The organism is Oceanobacillus locisalsi (assembly GCF_042675985.1).
Taxonomy (GTDB): Bacteria; Bacillota; Bacilli; order Bacillales; family Amphibacillaceae; genus Oceanobacillus; species Oceanobacillus locisalsi.
The window spans coordinates 280208-297786 of record NZ_JBHTKK010000001.1 but is presented as its reverse complement, the minus strand read 5'-3'; the positions used below and the strand labels follow the sequence as shown (position 1 = coordinate 297786).

Genomic DNA, 17579 nt, shown 5'->3' with positions numbered 1-17579 from the left:
TTTAGAATAAGTACGGAAACAGGTTCAGATTGATACTTCCAAAAAACAAATAGAAAACCAGAAATTCCCCGCAGTGGCAGTCCAGAAAAAGTATTCCTCAAAAAAATAAAAAAAGTTTCAAATACCCCTTGCATTATTATACATAATGATGCATAATAATTCGATAACAGCATATTTACGAGAGGGGATTTTTTAAGTGGCAAAAAACAAGATTGTTTTAGCTTATTCTGGAGGATTAGATACATCTGTAGCGGTGAAGTGGCTGCAGGATAAATATAACTATGATGTAATTGCAGTAGCGCTGGATGTAGGGGAAGGAAAAGACTTGGAATTCGTAAAGCAAAAAGCACTGGATGTCGGAGCAATCAAATCGTATGTGATTGATGCCAAAAAGCTTTATTCCGATGAATATGTATTGCCGGCATTGCAGGCTAATCTGCTTTATGAAGGAAAATATCCGTTAATTTCTGCATTATCTCGTCCATTGATCGCCAAAATATTGGTGGATATTGCAGAAGAAGAGGGAGCTGTCGCAGTCGCACATGGGTGTACTGGTAAAGGTAATGATCAAGTGCGTTTCGACGTCGCATTTACAGCGTTAAACCCGGATTTACAGATTGTTGCACCAGTTCGTGAATGGGCTATGTCCAGAGAAGAAGAAATTGAATATGCAAAAGCGCACGAAATTCCGATTCCGATTAAAAAAGACAGCCCATACAGCATTGACGAGAACTTATGGGGAAGAAGCAACGAATGCGGTATTTTAGAAGATCCATGGGAAGAAGCGCCAAAAGATGCCTTTGATTTAACGCAAGATCCTGTGGATGCTCCGAATGAACCGCAAACAGTTCAAATTACGTTTGAACAAGGAAAGCCGGTTTCATTAGATGGGGAAAAATTGGACTTGGATGAATTGATTCTTGCCTTGAATGAAATTGCGGGCAAACATGGTGTTGGCAGAATCGACCATGTAGAAAACCGTTTAGTCGGCATCAAATCAAGAGAGATTTATGAGGCGCCGGCTGCAATGACACTAATCAGTGCACATCAGGAGCTGGAAGCATTAACTTTACCGCGTGAAGTAGCAGAGTTTAAGCCGATTGTTGAGCAGAAGCTGTCTCAGGCTGTTTATTACGGCTTGTGGTATTCTCCATTAACAGAAGCATTGCAGGCGTTTATTGAGAAAACACAGAAGCATGTATCCGGCACCGTGAAAGTAAAACTGTATAAAGGTCATGCACAGGTTGTCGGAAGAGAATCAGCCAGCTCACTCTATGATTTTGATTTAGCTACGTATAATAAAGCAGATGCGTTTGATCATGAAGCAGCTTTAGGATTTATTAAATTATGGGGACTGCCGACACAAGTACATTCTGCAGTGAACGGTCCTCAAGGCAACAAATCCATTGAGAAAGTTAAATTAGAGGTGAAGGAAGCTGTGAAACCGTGAAATTATGGGGTGGAAGATTTACAAAACCTACGAATGAACTAGTCGACGAGTATGCCTCGTCGATTCGTTTTGACCAGAAATTAGCGAAATATGATGTGAAAGGCAGTCTGGCTCACGTTGCTATGCTGAAAAAATGTGATATTATTTCGGCTGATGATGCGGACCAGATTACAGCAGGTCTGAAAAAGGTTCTCAGCAAGATTGAGGCTGGAGAAGCTGAACTGTCAGAGACGGATGAAGATATTCATATGAATGTGGAGCGGCTCCTGATTGAAGAAATAGGACAAGTGGGAGGTAAGCTTCACACCGGCCGCAGCAGAAACGATCAGGTAGCATTGGATATGCGCTTGTATGTCAGAGAAGCCGTTTCTGAGTTGATTGTACTGTTGAAGTCGGTGCAGCAGGCGCTTATTGGCCAAGCGAAGACGAATATAGATGTGATTATGCCTGGATATACGCATTTGCAGCGTGCACAGCCGGTCTTATTTGCGCACCATATGATGGCATATGTATTTATGTTTCAGCGCGATGTAGAACGTCTGGAGGACAGTTTGAAGCGGGTGAATAAGTCGCCATTAGGTTCCGGTGCGCTTGCAGGTACAACTTTCCCGGTTGATCGTGAATTTGTCGCTCAGGAGCTCGATTTCGATGGGATTTGTGATAACAGTCTGGATGCGGTCAGTGATCGTGATTTTGTAGTAGAATTCCTGTCAAACGGATCGTTAATCGGTACGCATTTATCGCGTCTTTGTGAAGAACTGGTACAGTGGTCAAGCGCAGAATTTCATTTTATCGAGCTGGATGATTCCTATACAACTGGAAGCAGCATGATGCCGCAGAAGAAAAATCCGGATGTAGCAGAGCTTGTCCGCGGGAAAACCGGGCGTCTTTACGGTAATTTGATCAGCATGCTGACGACGTTAAAAGGTTTGCCGCTCGCATATAATAAAGACATGCAGGAAGATAAAGAAGGTATGTTTGATTCTCATGAAACATTGAAAGGCGTCCTGCAGCTTTTTGCCGGAATGATTGAATCCATGGAAGTCGATAAAGAAAGTATGTATAAAGCGGTAACGAATGATTATTCCAATGCCACGGACTTAGCGGATTATCTGGTGAATAAAGGGCTTACGTTCCGTGAATCGCATGCAGTGGTCGGACAGGTTGTTTTAAACTGTATTCAAGCTGACGTTTATCTGTTGGATTTGAGCTTGGAAGAGTTTCAACAGTATTCGGCTGTTATAGAAGAAGATATTTTTGAAGCATTACAGCCGGAAACCGTTGTAAATGCCAGAGCAGCTGCCGGCGGTACAGCAAAACAAAGTGTTTTAGCACAAATTGATAAAGCAGAGAAATTACTGGAATCGTCTGATGCAGATAAGGTATAGTGAATAGGAAAGAAAAATGATTGAAGCTCTTACCCGGGTTTCAATCATTTTATTATGGAGAATTAGATAGAAGGTGTAAAAAAGCTGAAAATGGGAATATAAAGAGAGTGTGCAGATAAGCAGGAAATGGGTTTTAGGATTAAAAGCCGTACTCCTTATTAGCTTTTTGACAGCTTTATTTTATTGAAAAGGCGGTTAGATATCATGAAATTAATTGCATCAGATATGGACGGAACTTTACTTAATGAAAACGGTGAAATAAGTGAAGCCAATGTGAAAGCAATAAAACAAGCAATCAATCAAGGAATTGAGTTTATTGTAGCAACTGGAAGATCTTTTCAAGCTGCAAATATTCCGCTTCAAGCTGCCGGAATTACTTGTCCTATAGTCAGCTTGAACGGTGCAGTCACATACCAAGAGAATGAAAAAATAATAAATAGTATTCCTATGGATAAATCGGTTGCTGCGCGTATCGCTGATGAATGCAGTAAATTGGGCATGTATGTGGAACTGTTTACCAATAAAGGTGTTCTTTCAGAAAGCCGAGAACATTTCTTAGAAGTGCTTATGGACATTATGCGTCCATCAAATCCGGATGTTTCCGAGCAGGAAATGCGTGAAACAGTAGAGCAGCGTTTTCAGCTGGAGCAGGTTTCTTTTGTGGAACACTTGCAATCGGCGTTACAAGACGAACATACCGAAATCTATAAAATTCTGACGTTTGCTTTTGAAGAAAAGCAACTGGAAGATGCCAAGAAAAAGCTCCGTGATGAGACAGGTGCTGTCATCACTTCTTCAGGAGAAACAAACCTGGAATTTAACCATCCGAAAGCACAGAAAGGACTAGCGATTCAAAAATATATTGAGAATGAAGGCTGGTCGATGGAAGATATCATGGCAATCGGGGACAATTGGAACGATGCCAGCATGCTGGAAATGGCCGGTCGCGGTGTGGCAATGAAAAATGCTGCTGACCAGATTAAGAATCTGTGTCAGTATGAAACAGTAACGAATGAAGAAGATGGTGTCGCAAAAGCAATTGAAGACATGTTGGAAGACTTGGATAAATAAAGATGCCGGGCTGGCAATGAAGCAGCCCGGCATCTTTATTTTTATACGTATCATTTATGATTAATGGCGTTTGCTTAACCATAATACACCAGATTTAGCAAGTCTCGGAAGCAAGCCTGTCATTGGCTGTTTGGCCATGTTTCCAAAGCCGTCTGATTTGCCTAAAGAGCCCAACGTTCCTTTTAATTTTAACTGTTTAGGCTGTTTAGGTTGTTTTCCGTTTAAAATCGCAAGCAGAATTTCTGCGATTTGTTCCCCTTGCAGTCCGGCAAGCTGAGCGCTTGGTGAGAATTCACTCGATGCACAATCCCCTAAAACATAGACGGATGGATCTTCTGGTACCTGATAAAAGTCATTGATAACAACTTTGCCATGACTGTCTTTTTCATACGGCAGAGCTCGTACCAGCCAATTGGGCTGCACACCTGCTGTCCAGATTGTGACGTCATTTAAGTAGCATACACCGTTATTGCATACGCCGTCTTTCTCTACATATTCCACTGTTGAATGATGGATGACGTCTACTTGATTTTCAGCCATCCAATTTTCTACATAGGTTTGAATTTTACTATCCAGCGGTTTGAGCACCGTATCCCCCCGGTCCAGCAAACGGATATTTAAATCCGGTCTGCTTTCACGAATTTCCGAAGCGACCTCAATACCGCTTAATCCGGCGCCGATAACAGATACTTTACCATAAGCTTTTAAATTTCCGATTGCAACACCTGCTTTTCGGGCTTTTGCAAAGGTTTGAACGCTTTCTGTATATTCTTCAGCTCCAGTAATTCCATGATAATTGTCCTCGCAGCCTAATCCGATAACTAAATAATCGTAAGGAACAATGGAATCTTCATCTTGAATCAAAATTTGTTTATTGGCTGTATCAATTTTCGTAATTTCCCGGAAGATGTACCTCACACGGGAATCATCAGGGAAATCAACGCGGACATCATGGTCTGCAGAAGTTCCCGCGGCAATAGCATAGAACTCCGTTTTTAATGAGCGAAAAGGATTACGGTCAATAACTGTAATATGTATATCATCGGATAATGTTTGGCTGAGAAGGCCGAGCAGTGTTTTAATACCGCCATATCCGCCTCCGACAAGAACAACTCTCTTCATTGTTTACACCCCTTATTTGATTTGAAACATTTTCTCCAGATACAAGCGTAACAAATTATGAAGGCGATGTCATCAAGATTGAAGCTGTAGTATACGAACATGAAAAAGGATAATTTATTCGCAAAAATCAATTTATTGAAAGGAATAATGAATTTTAGAAGGAAAAATGAATAGCTTGCCAGTTTTTTAGAAATAATGGTACGATTAAGGGTGCTTTTATAAAATGAAACGAATCAACCGTGTTTTCATAGATAAAAAAAGAAAAGGAGTTGTATATGGCAGGAATGAAATCTATCCCATTTACAGTAGCAAAGAACGAACAATTTTTTGATCGCCTGGGAGATTATATAGGCGATGTTTTTTATGATATTTTACCAGAACAAGGTTTTGAATTGCGGGATGAACAAATTTATATGGCGTTTCAGCTGGAACAGGCTTTTAAAAATAAAAAAACGATTTTTGCGGAAGCAGGGGTCGGAACAGGCAAGACGATTGTTTATCTTTTATATGCTATTTGCTATGCCCGTTATCAGCGAAAACCGGTTATTATTTCCTGTGCGGATGAAACATTGATTGAACAGCTGGTTAAAGAAGGCGGAGACATTGATAAGCTGGAAAAAACGCTGGGATTAGAAGTGGATGTCCGTTTGGCCAAAGCACGTGAGAACTACTTGTGTATGAAGAAATTAGATCCTTTGGCTGAATATACAGAAGATGAAGAAATTCTCGACGTCTACGATGCTGTTCCAGACTTTGTTTTTGATCAAGGCATCTCGATGCAATCTTTTTATCCTTATGGAGACCGTAAAGATTACCCTTGGCTTTCAGATAAGCAATGGGAACAAATCGGATGGGATCCTTTAAAGCAATGTGCAACATGTGAATTCAGACATCGCAGTGCCCAGACATTGCATCGCGAATACTATCGCCATGCCCAGGATTTGATTATCTGTTCCCATGATTTTTATATGGAGCACGTCTGGACGAAGGATTCACGGATTAGAGAAGGACAATTGCCGCTGCTTCCGGAAGCAAGTGCGGTTGTTTTTGATGAAGGTCACTTATTGGAATTTGCCGCGCAAAAAGGATTAACCTACCGTTTTAACTACCGGAATCTTACTAACGTTTTAACAGGATACCAAGGTCAGGATGTTCGGGAAGACTCTCTGCAGTTAGCGGAAGATATTATGGCGCTCCATGATGACTGGTTTGACTATATTTCGGAGATAGCTGTCCATGTGGAAGGCTCCAGCCGTCTGGAAATCCCGCAAGATAAAAAAATGAGAGAGATGGCTGAGCGGTTAGAGAAAATGGTTCAGAAATTATTAGAAGAGCTTGTTTTTGATGCAGAGCTGTTTACCATTGATGCATATCATACCAAAATTATAGAAGAGTATTTGGAATTCTTTGCGTATGGGTTGTCGATTTTCTTGAAAGATGACGAGGGAGTTTACTGGTTAGAAGAAGATGGCGATGAAACGAGCCTGGTTATCATGCCGAGGCTGGTTGGAAATGTTCTCCGGGAAGAGGTATTCCAGAAAGATATACCATTTGTGTTTTCTTCAGCAACGCTTTCCCAAAATGGAGATTTCTCCTACCTTGCGAAGAGTCTGGGTGTAGATTCGTACAGCTCATTTTCTGTCGCATCGCCATTTGATTATGAAGAAGTCCGTACAATCAATGAACATAGTTATACGGATGATATAGAAAAATATGAAGGGATTGCGAAACAGCTTCAGGATAATGAAGGACACAGCTTGATTTTATTTCGTTCCGAGGAAGAAATGCAGGCATTTCGGAAATGGGCTGATGAACGGGAATGGTCCTTTGACTTTATATTTGAAGGCGATAATGAAATTAGTAAAATTGTTCGTGCCTTTCAGCTTAACAAATCTTCCGTTCTATGTGCACACCATTTATGGGAAGGACTGGATGTACCGGGTGATTCATTAACGCAGGTTATTATTGCATCCCTGCCATACCCGCCGGATGATCCTGTTTTTAAAGCCAAACGAAAACATGCAGAAGACCCATATGCAGAAATTGATTTGCCATATATGCAGCTTCGTTTAAAACAAGGGATCGGCCGTTTGATTCGTACGGAGCATGATAAAGGAATCGTTCATATTTGGAAACAAGATGCATTGTAAAAAAGCTCTGTCCAGTATTTTATAGCTGGACAGAGCTTTTTATATAAATGAAACCAAATCCTTTGTTTATCCGTATAAAACAGGTGAGGAGAAACGGTAACACAAGGGGGGATGGCCGATGAAGAAAAGCCTCATCACAGCTTTATTTTCACTATTAATTCTATTGTATGCCTGTTCAGATGATACATTTACCATCGACCAAGTACAAATCGATGCACAAATAAATGATAATGGAACCATATCTGTCCAGGAGCTATTTACTTATACGTTTGATGGGTCATTTGAAGGGGTGACAAGGACGATTAAGTCCGATGCAAGTGAATTTCATGCTTATTTAGCAGATAGTGCTGATTTTGATAGTGAGATGACGGTATTGGAAACAGAAGAAGATGATGGTACACAGATGGTTTATTCTGACTCGGATAATGAGACGAAGACGTTTCTGTATGAATACCGTATTTCATCAGATTCTGTCACAAAGTATCAGGATATAGCAGACATCACCTATGCCTTTTTTGATGAATCAAACGAAACAGATTTACATAATGTTTCCTTTACTGTGCACACACCGGTGAACGAGGCAAATGGGATGCACAGCTTTTTAAAGGATGATTCGGGAGGTTCATTGGAAGAGACAGCAAGCGGTATTCATTATACCAATGATTTTGTGACAGAAGGAGATGACGTTACATTCCGCATGCTATTTCCTGCTGGACAATTGGCGGCAATGGAGGTAGATAAGGATGATATGATGGAGACTTCAATCCTTCAAGAAGAAGCAGAATTGGCAGCCAAAGAAACGGAATTAGATGAAAAAACCAATGCTATTTCACCTTATATTTGGGGTGCTGCAGGTTTCTTCATTCTCGTAGCAATGGTGCTCTTTTTTAAACATCCTAACCGATATCGCGGACGAAAAGATTCGACATTATTTATCAATGCTGTTGAAAACACAGATCCGCTTTTATTGAGTTATCTCCATCGAATGCATGCAATTGATATACATGGAATAAACGCTGCATTGTTTTCTTTGCGCCGGAGAGGGGTTATCTCTTTAACAGAAGCGGATTCGGCAATCTATAACGGACAGAAAACATACCGATATACATGGGAAAAGGAAAATGCCCAGGTCAGCGAAGCAGATGGCATTTTACGTGATTGGTTATTCACAGAAAAGGATGAGAAGGGAAGTTATTTTCTTTTGGAATCTATCCAGGATGATGAAAATGTATCTGAAAAAGAGCGCCAGAAAAAAGCAGAGCAAATGCAAAAACAATTTCAATATTGGAGCAATGCGGCGCAAAAAGAAGTGCAGAAGCCGTTGAATAAATACCGGTTTGGTTTTTATACTGTTTTGTCTATATTAGCTACGATACTCGTATCCATTCTGTACTATTATCATATAACAGTCCAGCCGATTACCGATACGACTCAGCTGGTGCTGATGATTTTATTAGTTGTGTTTACAGGATTGAATCTTTTCTTTAAACGGCAGAAGTTTATATTGCCAGCACTTTATTTGTACGCAATTTTTACTTCACTGATTCTGTTTACTTTAAATAGCGGAACGGTCTGGTCTATTCTTTTCTTCGCGGTTGCCGGGGCGGTTGTATTGTGTACTCCGGCCAGTTATTGGGAGAAGGAAGTGAAGTTGTTAAAGTATGCTATCGGTCAAGCAGCCTGGATGTATAAACATGATAAATACCCTGTAAGTACCGATGTATCTCTATTACAGAAGAGGGTAGAAAATGCTATTATATTGGGTCAAGGAAAAGTCTTTGAAGAGAAGTATATGAACGACCGGGCAATCGCTCCATTAGTACTGACTTTGCCTGTTTTGCCAGCCGCTGCTTCTTTCGATGCGAGTCATATCTGGATGTATAATGTGTCTGCTGCTTCTTCTCCATCATCAAGTTCGAGCACTCCGACAGGCGGAGGAGGAGCCGGCGCTTTTTAGTCTTAGCTGGCAGAGTCTGTTTAAAAGGACCGTTATACGTTTTTTTCAAGCGTATTAACGGTCTCTTTCATGTGTAATTAAACTGATGAAGTGCGTCAGAACCTTGGCCGTCAGTCCCCAGATAGTTTTGTCATCATATTGGTAGAAGAGTTCTTCCAGGGTCCGGACGCGCCATTCATAATCCTCACCGCCGACGATAAGATGATAAGGGAAGTTATCTTCAGGCTTTATTTCCACGTGGACCTTATATTTTTGTGGCGCATTTTCTAAAAAGAAGGAAAGCGGGACGGTGAAAATATGGTCTACTTCATCCGGGTTGGGCAGGATATTTTCAATGGTCTTCAACTTTCCGATAAAAGGGTAGATGATTCTCCCTAAATCATTCACGATATAATCGAGTGGAATAGGGTCAGATATATCCTGCTCCGTAATGCCGAGTTCTTCTGTAGTTTCTCGAATAGCGGTGTGGGCAGGGTGCTTGTCCTCTTGATCGAATCGGCCGCCGGGAAAACAAACATCTCCGGGCTGACTTCTTAAGTTCATGGAACGGATTTCAAACAGGATGTGTGTTTCTCCATTTATCTCTATTAAAGGGATAAGGACAGAAGACTGTTTAAAATGCTTATGTCCCATTAATGCCGGCGTACGATCCCTTAGCTCATTTAGAATATTCTCAATCTGCATACCGTAACCTTCCTCTCCGTCATTGTTGCAGTGTAACTAACTAGGGCTGGGACGGGGCTTACTCGTCCTGTCAAAAACCATTGCAGCCCCATCGAATCCTATTGAATAACTTTTGTAATACTGCCGCTTCAAGAAATATAAGAAACTTGTTATTCCTAAGCGGAAGACAGGGCAGCAAGTCACGGCTCGATGCGTTCCGCTAACCTTTAACCTTCAGCGGGGGTTGAAAAGATTCACCGCACGGAAGGTAGTTCCACTTTGTGCTATCCTCTATTTTATTATGCTTTTCGATTACTGTCATGTATATCGATTAGGAGTTATCTGCATCACTTCTCTGTAAAAAGGTATGTAAGGAAGTTGACACTTATTCTTATAGATAAGAAGATAAGATACAAGACAGGTCATAAATAGAATCATTAAAAGGAGAGGTGTGAAAAAGATGAAACATGCGATTTATCAAATGGATATTGTACCCGGGGATCCGGAGAGTAACAGAAAACGTATCAAAGAATGGCTGGCAACCCAGGTGGAACAGGAAAAGCCAGATGTGGTTGTGCTCCCGGAAATGTGGACAACAGCATATACGTTGGAGCAGCTGGAGGACATCGCTGATTTAGATGGAGAGCCGACACGAAGCTTTTTAAAGGATTTAGCCAAACAACATCGTGTGCATATTATCGGCGGGTCTTTTGCTAATAAAGTAGATGGCGCCATCTATAACACAGCGCTCGTTGTTAATAATGCCGGAGAAGAGGTATATACGTATGATAAAATTCATCTGGTTCCAATGTTAAATGAACCGGCGTATTTAGCAGGCGGAAACAAACAAGCACATGTATTTGAACTCGATGGTGTGAAAATGGGGTTACTTATTTGCTTTGATCTCCGCTTTCCGGAATTAGCCAGGGAATTAGCCCTCGCTGGAGCAGAAGTCATTTATACAGTAGCCGAATGGCCCTCTGCACGTAAGGATCATTGGAAGGCGCTCCAACTGGCACGGGCAATCGAGAATCAGTGCTATGTTATTTCCAGTAATCGGATTGGCGACTATGATGGCGTTTTATTTTGTGGCACCTCGTTAGTGATTGATCCGTGGGGAACTATCATCAAAGAAGGGTCAGAAAAAAACGAAGAAACATTGGTAGAGACCATTACTGTTTCCAATGTTGACCGGATACGTAAGGAAGTCCCTGTATTTGCAAGCAGAGTCCCTGAATTGTATAAGGGATGGCAACAATAAAAAAGACTCCGTTATCGGTGCAGTCTCCCGAAATACAGAAAGTACAATCTGAATTTCGGGGGCAGCGCCGTTGCGGGAGTCTTTTTTAATGAATGGATTTCGTAATATTTGGCGGTTCTTTTAACTCGCCTGTACAAACGTTCTCTGTAATATGAACTTGCGATGTTTTTCCTTTATTGTTAATGAATTTAAAGACGCCATTATTAAAGTCTGTTCCAATTTCTTTGTAGAAAATCCCCTCGTATAAGTTGTGCTTGGAGCGAGTGAATTTCAAACGATATTGTCCAGGCACTTCACTGTCTTCTTGTATAAATCCACGTACCCCTTTTTCATAAATCGTGTCATCTGTACTTTTCAATGTCCGGTCCACAGAAACAATGTGAAGATCGATAAATGAAATTTCCCGGAGAAGTACGTTGACAAAAGAGCCTTTTGTAATTTCTTCCCAGCGATTTTGTGCGCTTTGCCCAACAATAATTTGGGTAATATTATATTTGTGCGCTACTTCTTTAATGGCTCTGACAGACCGTTTTTCTTTATCACGAATAATGAATTCTTCTACATCCAATTCTTCACACAGTTCTTTCCAATGCTCGACAAAACCTGATTTTTCTGCATCAAATTCGTCATAAGGAAGGGCATCTACTGTTAAAACATACAACGGACAATCCATGATTTGTGCCAGTTTATGTCCCCGGCGGATAAGGCGTTCGCCATTAGGTCCATAATAAACACATACTAAAATACTTTCGTCCATACGACCTCTGATCTTTTTCATCGTTTCTACCGCACCTTTCTTTTATAATCATTCACTTTTTGTTTCGTTTTAAACCATCTATATTTATCCGAATAGGAACCGAATTGTTTTATTATTATTTGACCTGAAAATTGAAGGATTAAACCTTCTTAATTTACCGTTTTGTAAGGAATTCGCATCCTTTAAACCGTATCATTTTAACATGTAATTTCAGATTCGTATAGTATCAGAGGAAAAATAATTGTTTTCCCATGTTTTTTGCTCGGAAATTTCCCGGCACAGCAAGGATTTTCTTTCGTTGCTAAAGTATTTGATTTTCGGGGATAGATATAAAATACTTTGAACACGCACTTGAAATGAAAATATTATACGTATATCACAACGTCAGACATGCAAACACAGTTGATTTTTTGTATAATGTTTATGTGTGGTTATGAAAAATTCATGTTTAGTGTGTGCTCCAGCAACGTTTATAAAACGAAAATGTATTCTGTGATATTTTCTAGTTTCTTTCACAGAATGAGTCTGAGTGATTCAGGGAGTGAATGTTGCTGAACTCCGGCCAAAATGAGCGTGATTGTATTCTCTGTCAGGAGGCGGGAGTTTTTACAGACAGTTCTCCATGATAAAAATATCATATTAAATTATTGACATGCTGTTTTTATCTGACTTTTTGAACAACCATTATAACACCTCGTCATGCCTTTGTTTTACTGCAAGAAAGGCTTATTGTTTTACCACGTATTTTCACAGTATGAATGTCCACGTATTTCTTTTTAATTAAGGGAAATGTTAACCGCGGAAGGAAAATGCGCATTGCACATTCAGAATGACTAAAGCTTTCATTTAGTGAAAAGCACCCGCTGGATCAAATTCTTTGTAACCAAAGTGAAATTTCATCTTTTATTCCACGCCATGACGCTTTGGGCGGTTTTAAAATATCCGTTATCATTAGATTAGCATTTTATGTGCAAAATAACCATTGTGTTGGCTGCATTTGTTTTCATAGGCAGTTAATGAATCACACACTTACATGAATAGAATGTGTGCAAATTTTCACCATAAGAACACACTACAAGAAACAATGAAGTGATAGGAGGTTCCCGTTTGTCAACTTTAGTACTGGCTATTTTTCTACCTTTTTTAGCTGCCGTCATGATACCTTTTTTATATAAATATGTGCAAAAAATCCACGTCGGCTGGTTTGTTATCCTTGTACCAACTGCTTTATTCATTTTTCTTGCTTCCTTTATTCCTGCGATTTCCGGCGGTGAAGTAATTGAGCAGACAATGCGTTGGATTCCAAGTTATGGAATAGATTTAACGGCTTATTTGGATGGGCTCAGTTTAACATTTGCATTGTTAATCACAGGAGTTGGAGCACTTGTCATCCTTTATTCGATTTATTACCTGTCACTGAAGGAACCAATTGGTACGTTCTATACATACCTTATGCTTTTCATGGGGGCAATGTTAGGTATTGTAATGTCCGATAACATGCTGGTTTTATATGTGTTTTGGGAATTAACAAGTATTTCCTCCTTCCTGTTAATCGCATTCTGGTACCAGAGGAAACGTTCCAGAGAAGGTGCCAAAAAATCATTAATTATTACAGTTGCCGGTGGTATTTCTATGCTGGTCGGTTTTATCATGGTTGGTACCATGGCGGGGACCTGGAGTATTCGGGAAGTCATTGCCAATGTAAGCATGATCAGTGGGGATGCTTTATTTATACCGGCTATGCTGCTCGTGCTGCTGGGAGCTTTTACAAAATCAGCACAGTTTCCCTTCCATATCTGGCTACCGGATGCCATGGAGGCACCAACGCCGGTCAGCGCTTATTTGCACTCGGCAACGATGGTAAAAGCAGGTATCTACCTGGTAGCCCGCTTTACGCCTGTCTTTGGAGGCGAAGCAGTCTGGTTCTGGGCTGTTACAGGCGTCGGGATATTCACCCTTTTCTGGGGTTCCTTTAATGCGGTCCGTCAAACAGACTTAAAGGCGCTGCTGGCTTATTCTACTATCAGTCAGCTGGGAATGATTATGAGTATGTTCGGCATGGGATCTGCTGCACTTTATATGGGGTATTCAAGTGAATCAGTGGTATACACAGGAGCCACTTTTGCAGCATTATTCCATTTAGTGAACCACTCTACGTTTAAAGGCGCCTTGTTTATGATTGTTGGTGTAGTGGACCATAGTGTAGGTACCAGGGATATTCGCCGTTTGGGCGGTCTTATTACGCTGATGCCAGTCACATTTACGATTGCCACCATTGGAAGTATGTCGATGGCAGGATTACCGCCATTTAACGGTTTCCTGAGTAAAGAATTGTTTTTCATATCCTCTCGGGATATTGCAGAAGCCAGTTTTTTCGGTTTAGGAACATGGGGGATGGCTATTCCGATTGTCGCCTGGGTAGCAAGTGTATTTACGTTTGTTTATGCCATGGTATTTGTGGTAAGAACGTTCCTTGGGCCATATAAAGAAGAGAAATTAGAACATCCGGCGCATGAACCGAAACCGGGTATGCTGGTTTCGCCAATTATATTAGGATTGCTTGTTATTGCTATCTTCTTTATACCGAATGTGATTGGTAACCATTTAATTACACCGGCTATGAGTGGTATTTTCCCGACATTTGCTGCAGAAGGCGAAGATTTAGGGACATACATTCATGCTTGGCATGGATTCGAGCCGGAGTTATTTATGACCATTGGGGTTGTTCTGTTTGGGGTCTTCTTGTTCCTTACCAGAAGATACTGGTCAGGAGTATACAAATTGTTTCCGGAAAAATGGTCTATTAATGTATTTTATGGTTTCGTTTTAGATCAGATGGAAGATAAATCCACAGTGATTACAAATAAATATATGACGCGCTATTTACGTGACTATATGATATATATATTTGTCTTTTTTATTTTAGCAATTGGCGGGACATTCATTATCACCGGAGCTTATCAATTTACGCTGCCGGAGAATGCTGCCATTTCCGGGTTTGAGTGGCTTATTGTACTGGCTATGATGACATCCGGAATAGCGATTCTATCTGCCAAATCAAGGCTGACTGTTATCGTTTTAAATAGTATTTTAGGTTTTGGGATAGCACTCCTTTTTGCTTTGTTCCGGGCACCGGATTTGGCTTTAACGCAAACGGTTATTGAAGCAGTTACAACTGTTTTATTCCTGGTGGCTTACTATTTCCTTCCTGAAATGGAGAAAGAAGATGCTTCTAAAAAAACGAAGAGCGTCAATTTGCTGATTGCGATTGGAGTGGGACTTGTATTTACTGTTGTTGCACTGGCAGTTCAAGGGAATAAAGCATTTGATTCTATTTCCAGCTTTTTTGAGAATTCCTATGAGCTTGCCGGCGGAAGAAACATGGTAAATGCCATCTTAGGTGATTTCCGTGCATTGGATACAATGTTAGAGGTGATTGTCCTCTTGATTGCGGGGATTGGTATTTATACAATGATTCGGGTAAGAACAGCCAAGAAGGAGAGTGATCAGATTGAAGATAAATAACGTCATTCTCCGTACAGTGGCAAAACTTGTTTTCTTTATTATATTGACGCTGGCAGTATATTTATTTTTTGCAGGACACAATGGCCCGGGAGGCGGGTTTAGCGGTGGGCTGGTACTTGCTTCCGCCCTGGTATTGTTGTTTATTGTATATGATATCGAAACCATTGAGAAAGGGTTGCCCATTGATTTTAAATTGGTAGCTGCTTTTGGAGCATTTTTATCCGTGGGGACAGGATTTGGAGCATTAGTGTTTGGAGAAAACTTTTTAACACAAGCTTTTGACTACTTTGATATTCCCTTTTTCGGTGAAATAGAATTGACAACTGTTACGCTTTTTGAAGCAGGTGTCGCGCTGGCAGTTGTCGGTGTTGTTGTAACAATCTTATTAAGTATTAGTGAGGATGAGTAATTATGGAAACGTTAGTAACCATCCTGGCAGGTGTATTAGTAACCGTAGCAACATATCTGTTGCTGTCGAAAAATATCATCCGGGTTATCATTGGAACGGCGATTTTAACGCATGCAGCCCACCTTACTATTATGACGGTTTCCGGATTAAAAAACGGTGCAGCGCCGATTGTCGGAGAAGGAGAGCCGGTAGACGCGCTTCCGCAGGCGTTAATTTTAACCTCTATCGTTATCGGTTTTGCGGTAACTGCAGTTTCTCTCGTACTTGCTTATCGAACCTATCAAGAAGTTGGAACAGATAAATTAGATAAGCTGAAGGGGGATCCGGATGAATAATTTAATTATTATGCCAATGATGCTTCCTGTTTTAACTGGTATTGTTCTTTTATTTTTAAAGCCTTATGTGAAGGTGCAGCGGACGCTGTCATTACTCGTTTTCGGAGCAAATATTGGTATAAGTATGTATGTACTGCATCTGATTCAGCAAAATGGTGTGATGCGCCTTGATTTCGGCGGTTGGGACCCGCCATTTGGAATTTTATTTGTTGCGGACAGTTTTTCAATGCTGCTGGTATTAACAGCGAGTATTGTTGCCGCCGTGTGTGTTATTTATTCTTTTTCTTCGGTGGACGCACAGTTTGAAAAGAATTATTACTATTCGTTTGTTCTTTTTCTTATAGCCGGAGTCAATGGTTCCTTTCTGACAGGAGATGTTTTTAACCTTTTTGTAAACTTTGAAATTATGTTGCTTGCTTCTTACGTACTGATAACATTTGGCGGTAAGAAACGGCAGCTTCGTGAGTCGATAAAATATGTCATTATCAATGTTGTCTCTTCCTGGATTTTTCTTGTAGCTATTGCTTATCTGTACGGAGCGGTCGGAACTTTAAATATGGCGCATATAGCAGAACGCGTTGCAGAAAACGGACAGACTCCTACAATAACGGTCATCAGTGTTGTATTCTTAACAGTATTTGCATTGAAAGCAGGTCTGTTTCTATACATCTGGCTTCCTGGATCTTATTCCGTTCCTATTACACCAGTTGCGGCGATGTTCGGTGCATTGCTGACAAAGGTTGGAATTTATGCGATGTTTCGTATGTTTACGCTGATCTTTAATCAAGAGCAGCAATTTACGCATACGTTGATTGGTATTTTGGCAGGTTTGACGTTAATTGGCGGAAGTATTGGCGCTGTTGCCTACAGAGACCTCAGGCTCATCGCTGCTTACAATGTTGTTATAGCAGTCGGGTTTATTCTGGTTGGTTTAGCTGTGTCGACGCCGGCTGCCATAGAAGGGTCTATTTATTACCTGATTCACGATATCATTATCAAAGCACTACTCTTTTTACTGATAGGTACGATGATTGCAGTAACCGGGCAAACGAAATTGAATGAAATCAGCGGACTGATTAAAAACCATCCGCTGCTTGGGTGGTTATTCTTCTTGACCATGTTATCTCTGGCCGGAATACCGCCGCTCAGTGGCTTTATCGGCAAAGTGCTGATTGGCGAAGGAGCAGTAGAAGGCGGGGCATATGTATTATTAGCTCTGGCATTTATTTCGAGTATTTTCGTTCTATACTCTCTCTTGCGTGTGTTCCTGACAAGTTTCTGGGGAGAAACAATTATCAGTAAAGACGAAGAAGTGCCTGTGAAAAAAGGGTGGATTGTTTCAACTTGTCTATTAGCTCTTGGAACGATTGCTTTAGGATTAGGAGCTGAACCGATATCCATTTATATTCAGGATGCGTCAGAGACATTATTAAATCCGCAAATCTATATCGATGCCGTATTCGGAGATAATTAACCTGCCGTTTGAATGGA

Annotated in this window: 13 protein-coding genes; 10 read left to right on the top strand and 3 right to left on the bottom strand. The window is 40.8% G+C overall.

Annotation, left to right across the window (positions count from 1 at the left end; translation table 11 throughout):
• Positions 1 to 196: 196 nt before the first annotated feature.
• From ACFQ19_RS01295 to ACFQ19_RS01285, 3 genes are all read left to right on the top strand, one after another.
• Entirely contained in the window at positions 197 to 1450 is a 1254-nt protein-coding gene (locus tag ACFQ19_RS01295) for an argininosuccinate synthase (protein ID WP_379590101.1), read from the top strand.
• Positions 1447 to 2838, top strand: a complete 1392-nt coding sequence (argH, locus tag ACFQ19_RS01290) for an argininosuccinate lyase (RefSeq protein ID WP_379590100.1) — start codon at positions 1447 to 1449, stop codon at positions 2836 to 2838. The genes ACFQ19_RS01295 and argH overlap by 4 nt, the downstream gene beginning before the upstream one ends.
• A 204-nt stretch (positions 2839 to 3042) precedes the next feature.
• Positions 3043 to 3909, top strand: a complete 867-nt coding sequence (locus tag ACFQ19_RS01285) for a Cof-type HAD-IIB family hydrolase (RefSeq protein ID WP_379590099.1) — start codon at positions 3043 to 3045, stop codon at positions 3907 to 3909.
• A gap of 60 nt (positions 3910 to 3969) precedes the next feature.
• Here the strand turns inward: ACFQ19_RS01285 and ACFQ19_RS01280 are convergent, their stop codons facing one another.
• On the bottom strand, positions 3970 to 5031 hold the full coding sequence (locus tag ACFQ19_RS01280; RefSeq protein ID WP_379590097.1) for an NAD(P)/FAD-dependent oxidoreductase: 1062 nt from the start codon (positions 5029 to 5031) through the stop codon (positions 3970 to 3972).
• Between the two features lie 275 nt (positions 5032 to 5306).
• Here ACFQ19_RS01280 and ACFQ19_RS01275 point away from each other — a divergent pair, with 275 nt between their 5' ends.
• Together ACFQ19_RS01275 and ACFQ19_RS01270 are read left to right on the top strand one after the other, a co-directional pair.
• Positions 5307 to 7181: an ATP-dependent DNA helicase gene (locus tag ACFQ19_RS01275; RefSeq protein ID WP_379590095.1), complete on the top strand. Its 1875-nt coding sequence runs from the start codon at positions 5307 to 5309 to the stop codon at positions 7179 to 7181.
• A 118-nt stretch (positions 7182 to 7299) separates the two neighbouring features.
• A complete protein-coding gene (locus ACFQ19_RS01270) occupies positions 7300 to 9138 on the top strand; it encodes a DUF2207 domain-containing protein (protein WP_379590094.1) in 1839 nt (612 codons plus the stop codon).
• Positions 9139 to 9192: 54 nt separating this feature from the next.
• Here the strand turns inward: ACFQ19_RS01270 and ACFQ19_RS01265 are convergent, their stop codons facing one another.
• Positions 9193 to 9822, bottom strand: coding sequence for an NUDIX hydrolase (locus ACFQ19_RS01265; RefSeq protein WP_379590092.1), 630 nt, complete (start codon positions 9820 to 9822; stop codon positions 9193 to 9195).
• A 439-nt stretch (positions 9823 to 10261) separates the two neighbouring features.
• Here ACFQ19_RS01265 and ACFQ19_RS01260 point away from each other — a divergent pair, with 439 nt between their 5' ends.
• The gene (locus ACFQ19_RS01260; protein ID WP_379590091.1) at positions 10262 to 11062 is read left to right on the top strand and encodes a carbon-nitrogen family hydrolase; all 801 of its coding nucleotides are present in this window, start codon (positions 10262 to 10264) and stop codon (positions 11060 to 11062) included.
• 85 nt (positions 11063 to 11147) lie between these two features.
• Here ACFQ19_RS01260 and ACFQ19_RS01255 read toward each other — a convergent pair whose 3' ends face one another.
• The gene (locus tag ACFQ19_RS01255) at positions 11148 to 11840 is read right to left on the bottom strand and encodes a universal stress protein (RefSeq protein WP_379590090.1); all 693 of its coding nucleotides are present in this window, start codon (positions 11838 to 11840) and stop codon (positions 11148 to 11150) included.
• A gap of 1086 nt (positions 11841 to 12926) precedes the next feature.
• Between ACFQ19_RS01255 and ACFQ19_RS01250 the strand changes: the two genes are divergently transcribed.
• Genes ACFQ19_RS01250 through ACFQ19_RS01235 form a run of 4 tightly spaced genes read left to right on the top strand, consistent with a single transcriptional unit; the run spans position 12927 to position 17562 of the window.
• Positions 12927 to 15344: a Na+/H+ antiporter subunit A gene (locus ACFQ19_RS01250; protein WP_379590089.1), complete on the top strand. Its 2418-nt coding sequence runs from the start codon at positions 12927 to 12929 to the stop codon at positions 15342 to 15344.
• The gene (locus ACFQ19_RS01245) at positions 15331 to 15753 is read left to right on the top strand and encodes a Na(+)/H(+) antiporter subunit B (protein ID WP_379590088.1); all 423 of its coding nucleotides are present in this window, start codon (positions 15331 to 15333) and stop codon (positions 15751 to 15753) included. The genes ACFQ19_RS01250 and ACFQ19_RS01245 overlap by 14 nt, the downstream gene beginning before the upstream one ends.
• A 2-nt stretch (positions 15754 to 15755) precedes the next feature.
• Entirely contained in the window at positions 15756 to 16088 is a 333-nt protein-coding gene (locus tag ACFQ19_RS01240) for a Na(+)/H(+) antiporter subunit C (RefSeq protein ID WP_379590086.1), read from the top strand.
• On the top strand, positions 16081 to 17562 hold the full coding sequence (locus tag ACFQ19_RS01235) for a Na+/H+ antiporter subunit D (protein ID WP_379590084.1): 1482 nt from the start codon (positions 16081 to 16083) through the stop codon (positions 17560 to 17562). Before ACFQ19_RS01240 ends, ACFQ19_RS01235 begins: the two co-directional genes overlap by 8 nt.
• Positions 17563 to 17579 lie beyond the last annotated feature (17 nt).

Coding starts and splice junctions, on each gene's coding strand:
- ACFQ19_RS01285 (WP_379590099.1), top strand. CDS start 3,043: ATGAAATTAATTGCATCAGATATGGACGGAACTTTACTTAATGAAAAC.
- ACFQ19_RS01280 (WP_379590097.1), bottom strand. CDS start 5,031: ATGAAGAGAGTTGTTCTTGTCGGAGGCGGATATGGCGGTATTAAAACA.
- ACFQ19_RS01275 (WP_379590095.1), top strand. CDS start 5,307: ATGGCAGGAATGAAATCTATCCCATTTACAGTAGCAAAGAACGAACAA.
- ACFQ19_RS01270 (WP_379590094.1), top strand. CDS start 7,300: ATGAAGAAAAGCCTCATCACAGCTTTATTTTCACTATTAATTCTATTG.
- ACFQ19_RS01265 (WP_379590092.1), bottom strand. CDS start 9,822: ATGCAGATTGAGAATATTCTAAATGAGCTAAGGGATCGTACGCCGGCA.
- ACFQ19_RS01260 (WP_379590091.1), top strand. CDS start 10,262: ATGAAACATGCGATTTATCAAATGGATATTGTACCCGGGGATCCGGAG.
- ACFQ19_RS01255 (WP_379590090.1), bottom strand. CDS start 11,840: ATGAAAAAGATCAGAGGTCGTATGGACGAAAGTATTTTAGTATGTGTT.
- ACFQ19_RS01240 (WP_379590086.1), top strand. CDS start 15,756: ATGGAAACGTTAGTAACCATCCTGGCAGGTGTATTAGTAACCGTAGCA.
- ACFQ19_RS01235 (WP_379590084.1), top strand. CDS start 16,081: ATGAATAATTTAATTATTATGCCAATGATGCTTCCTGTTTTAACTGGT.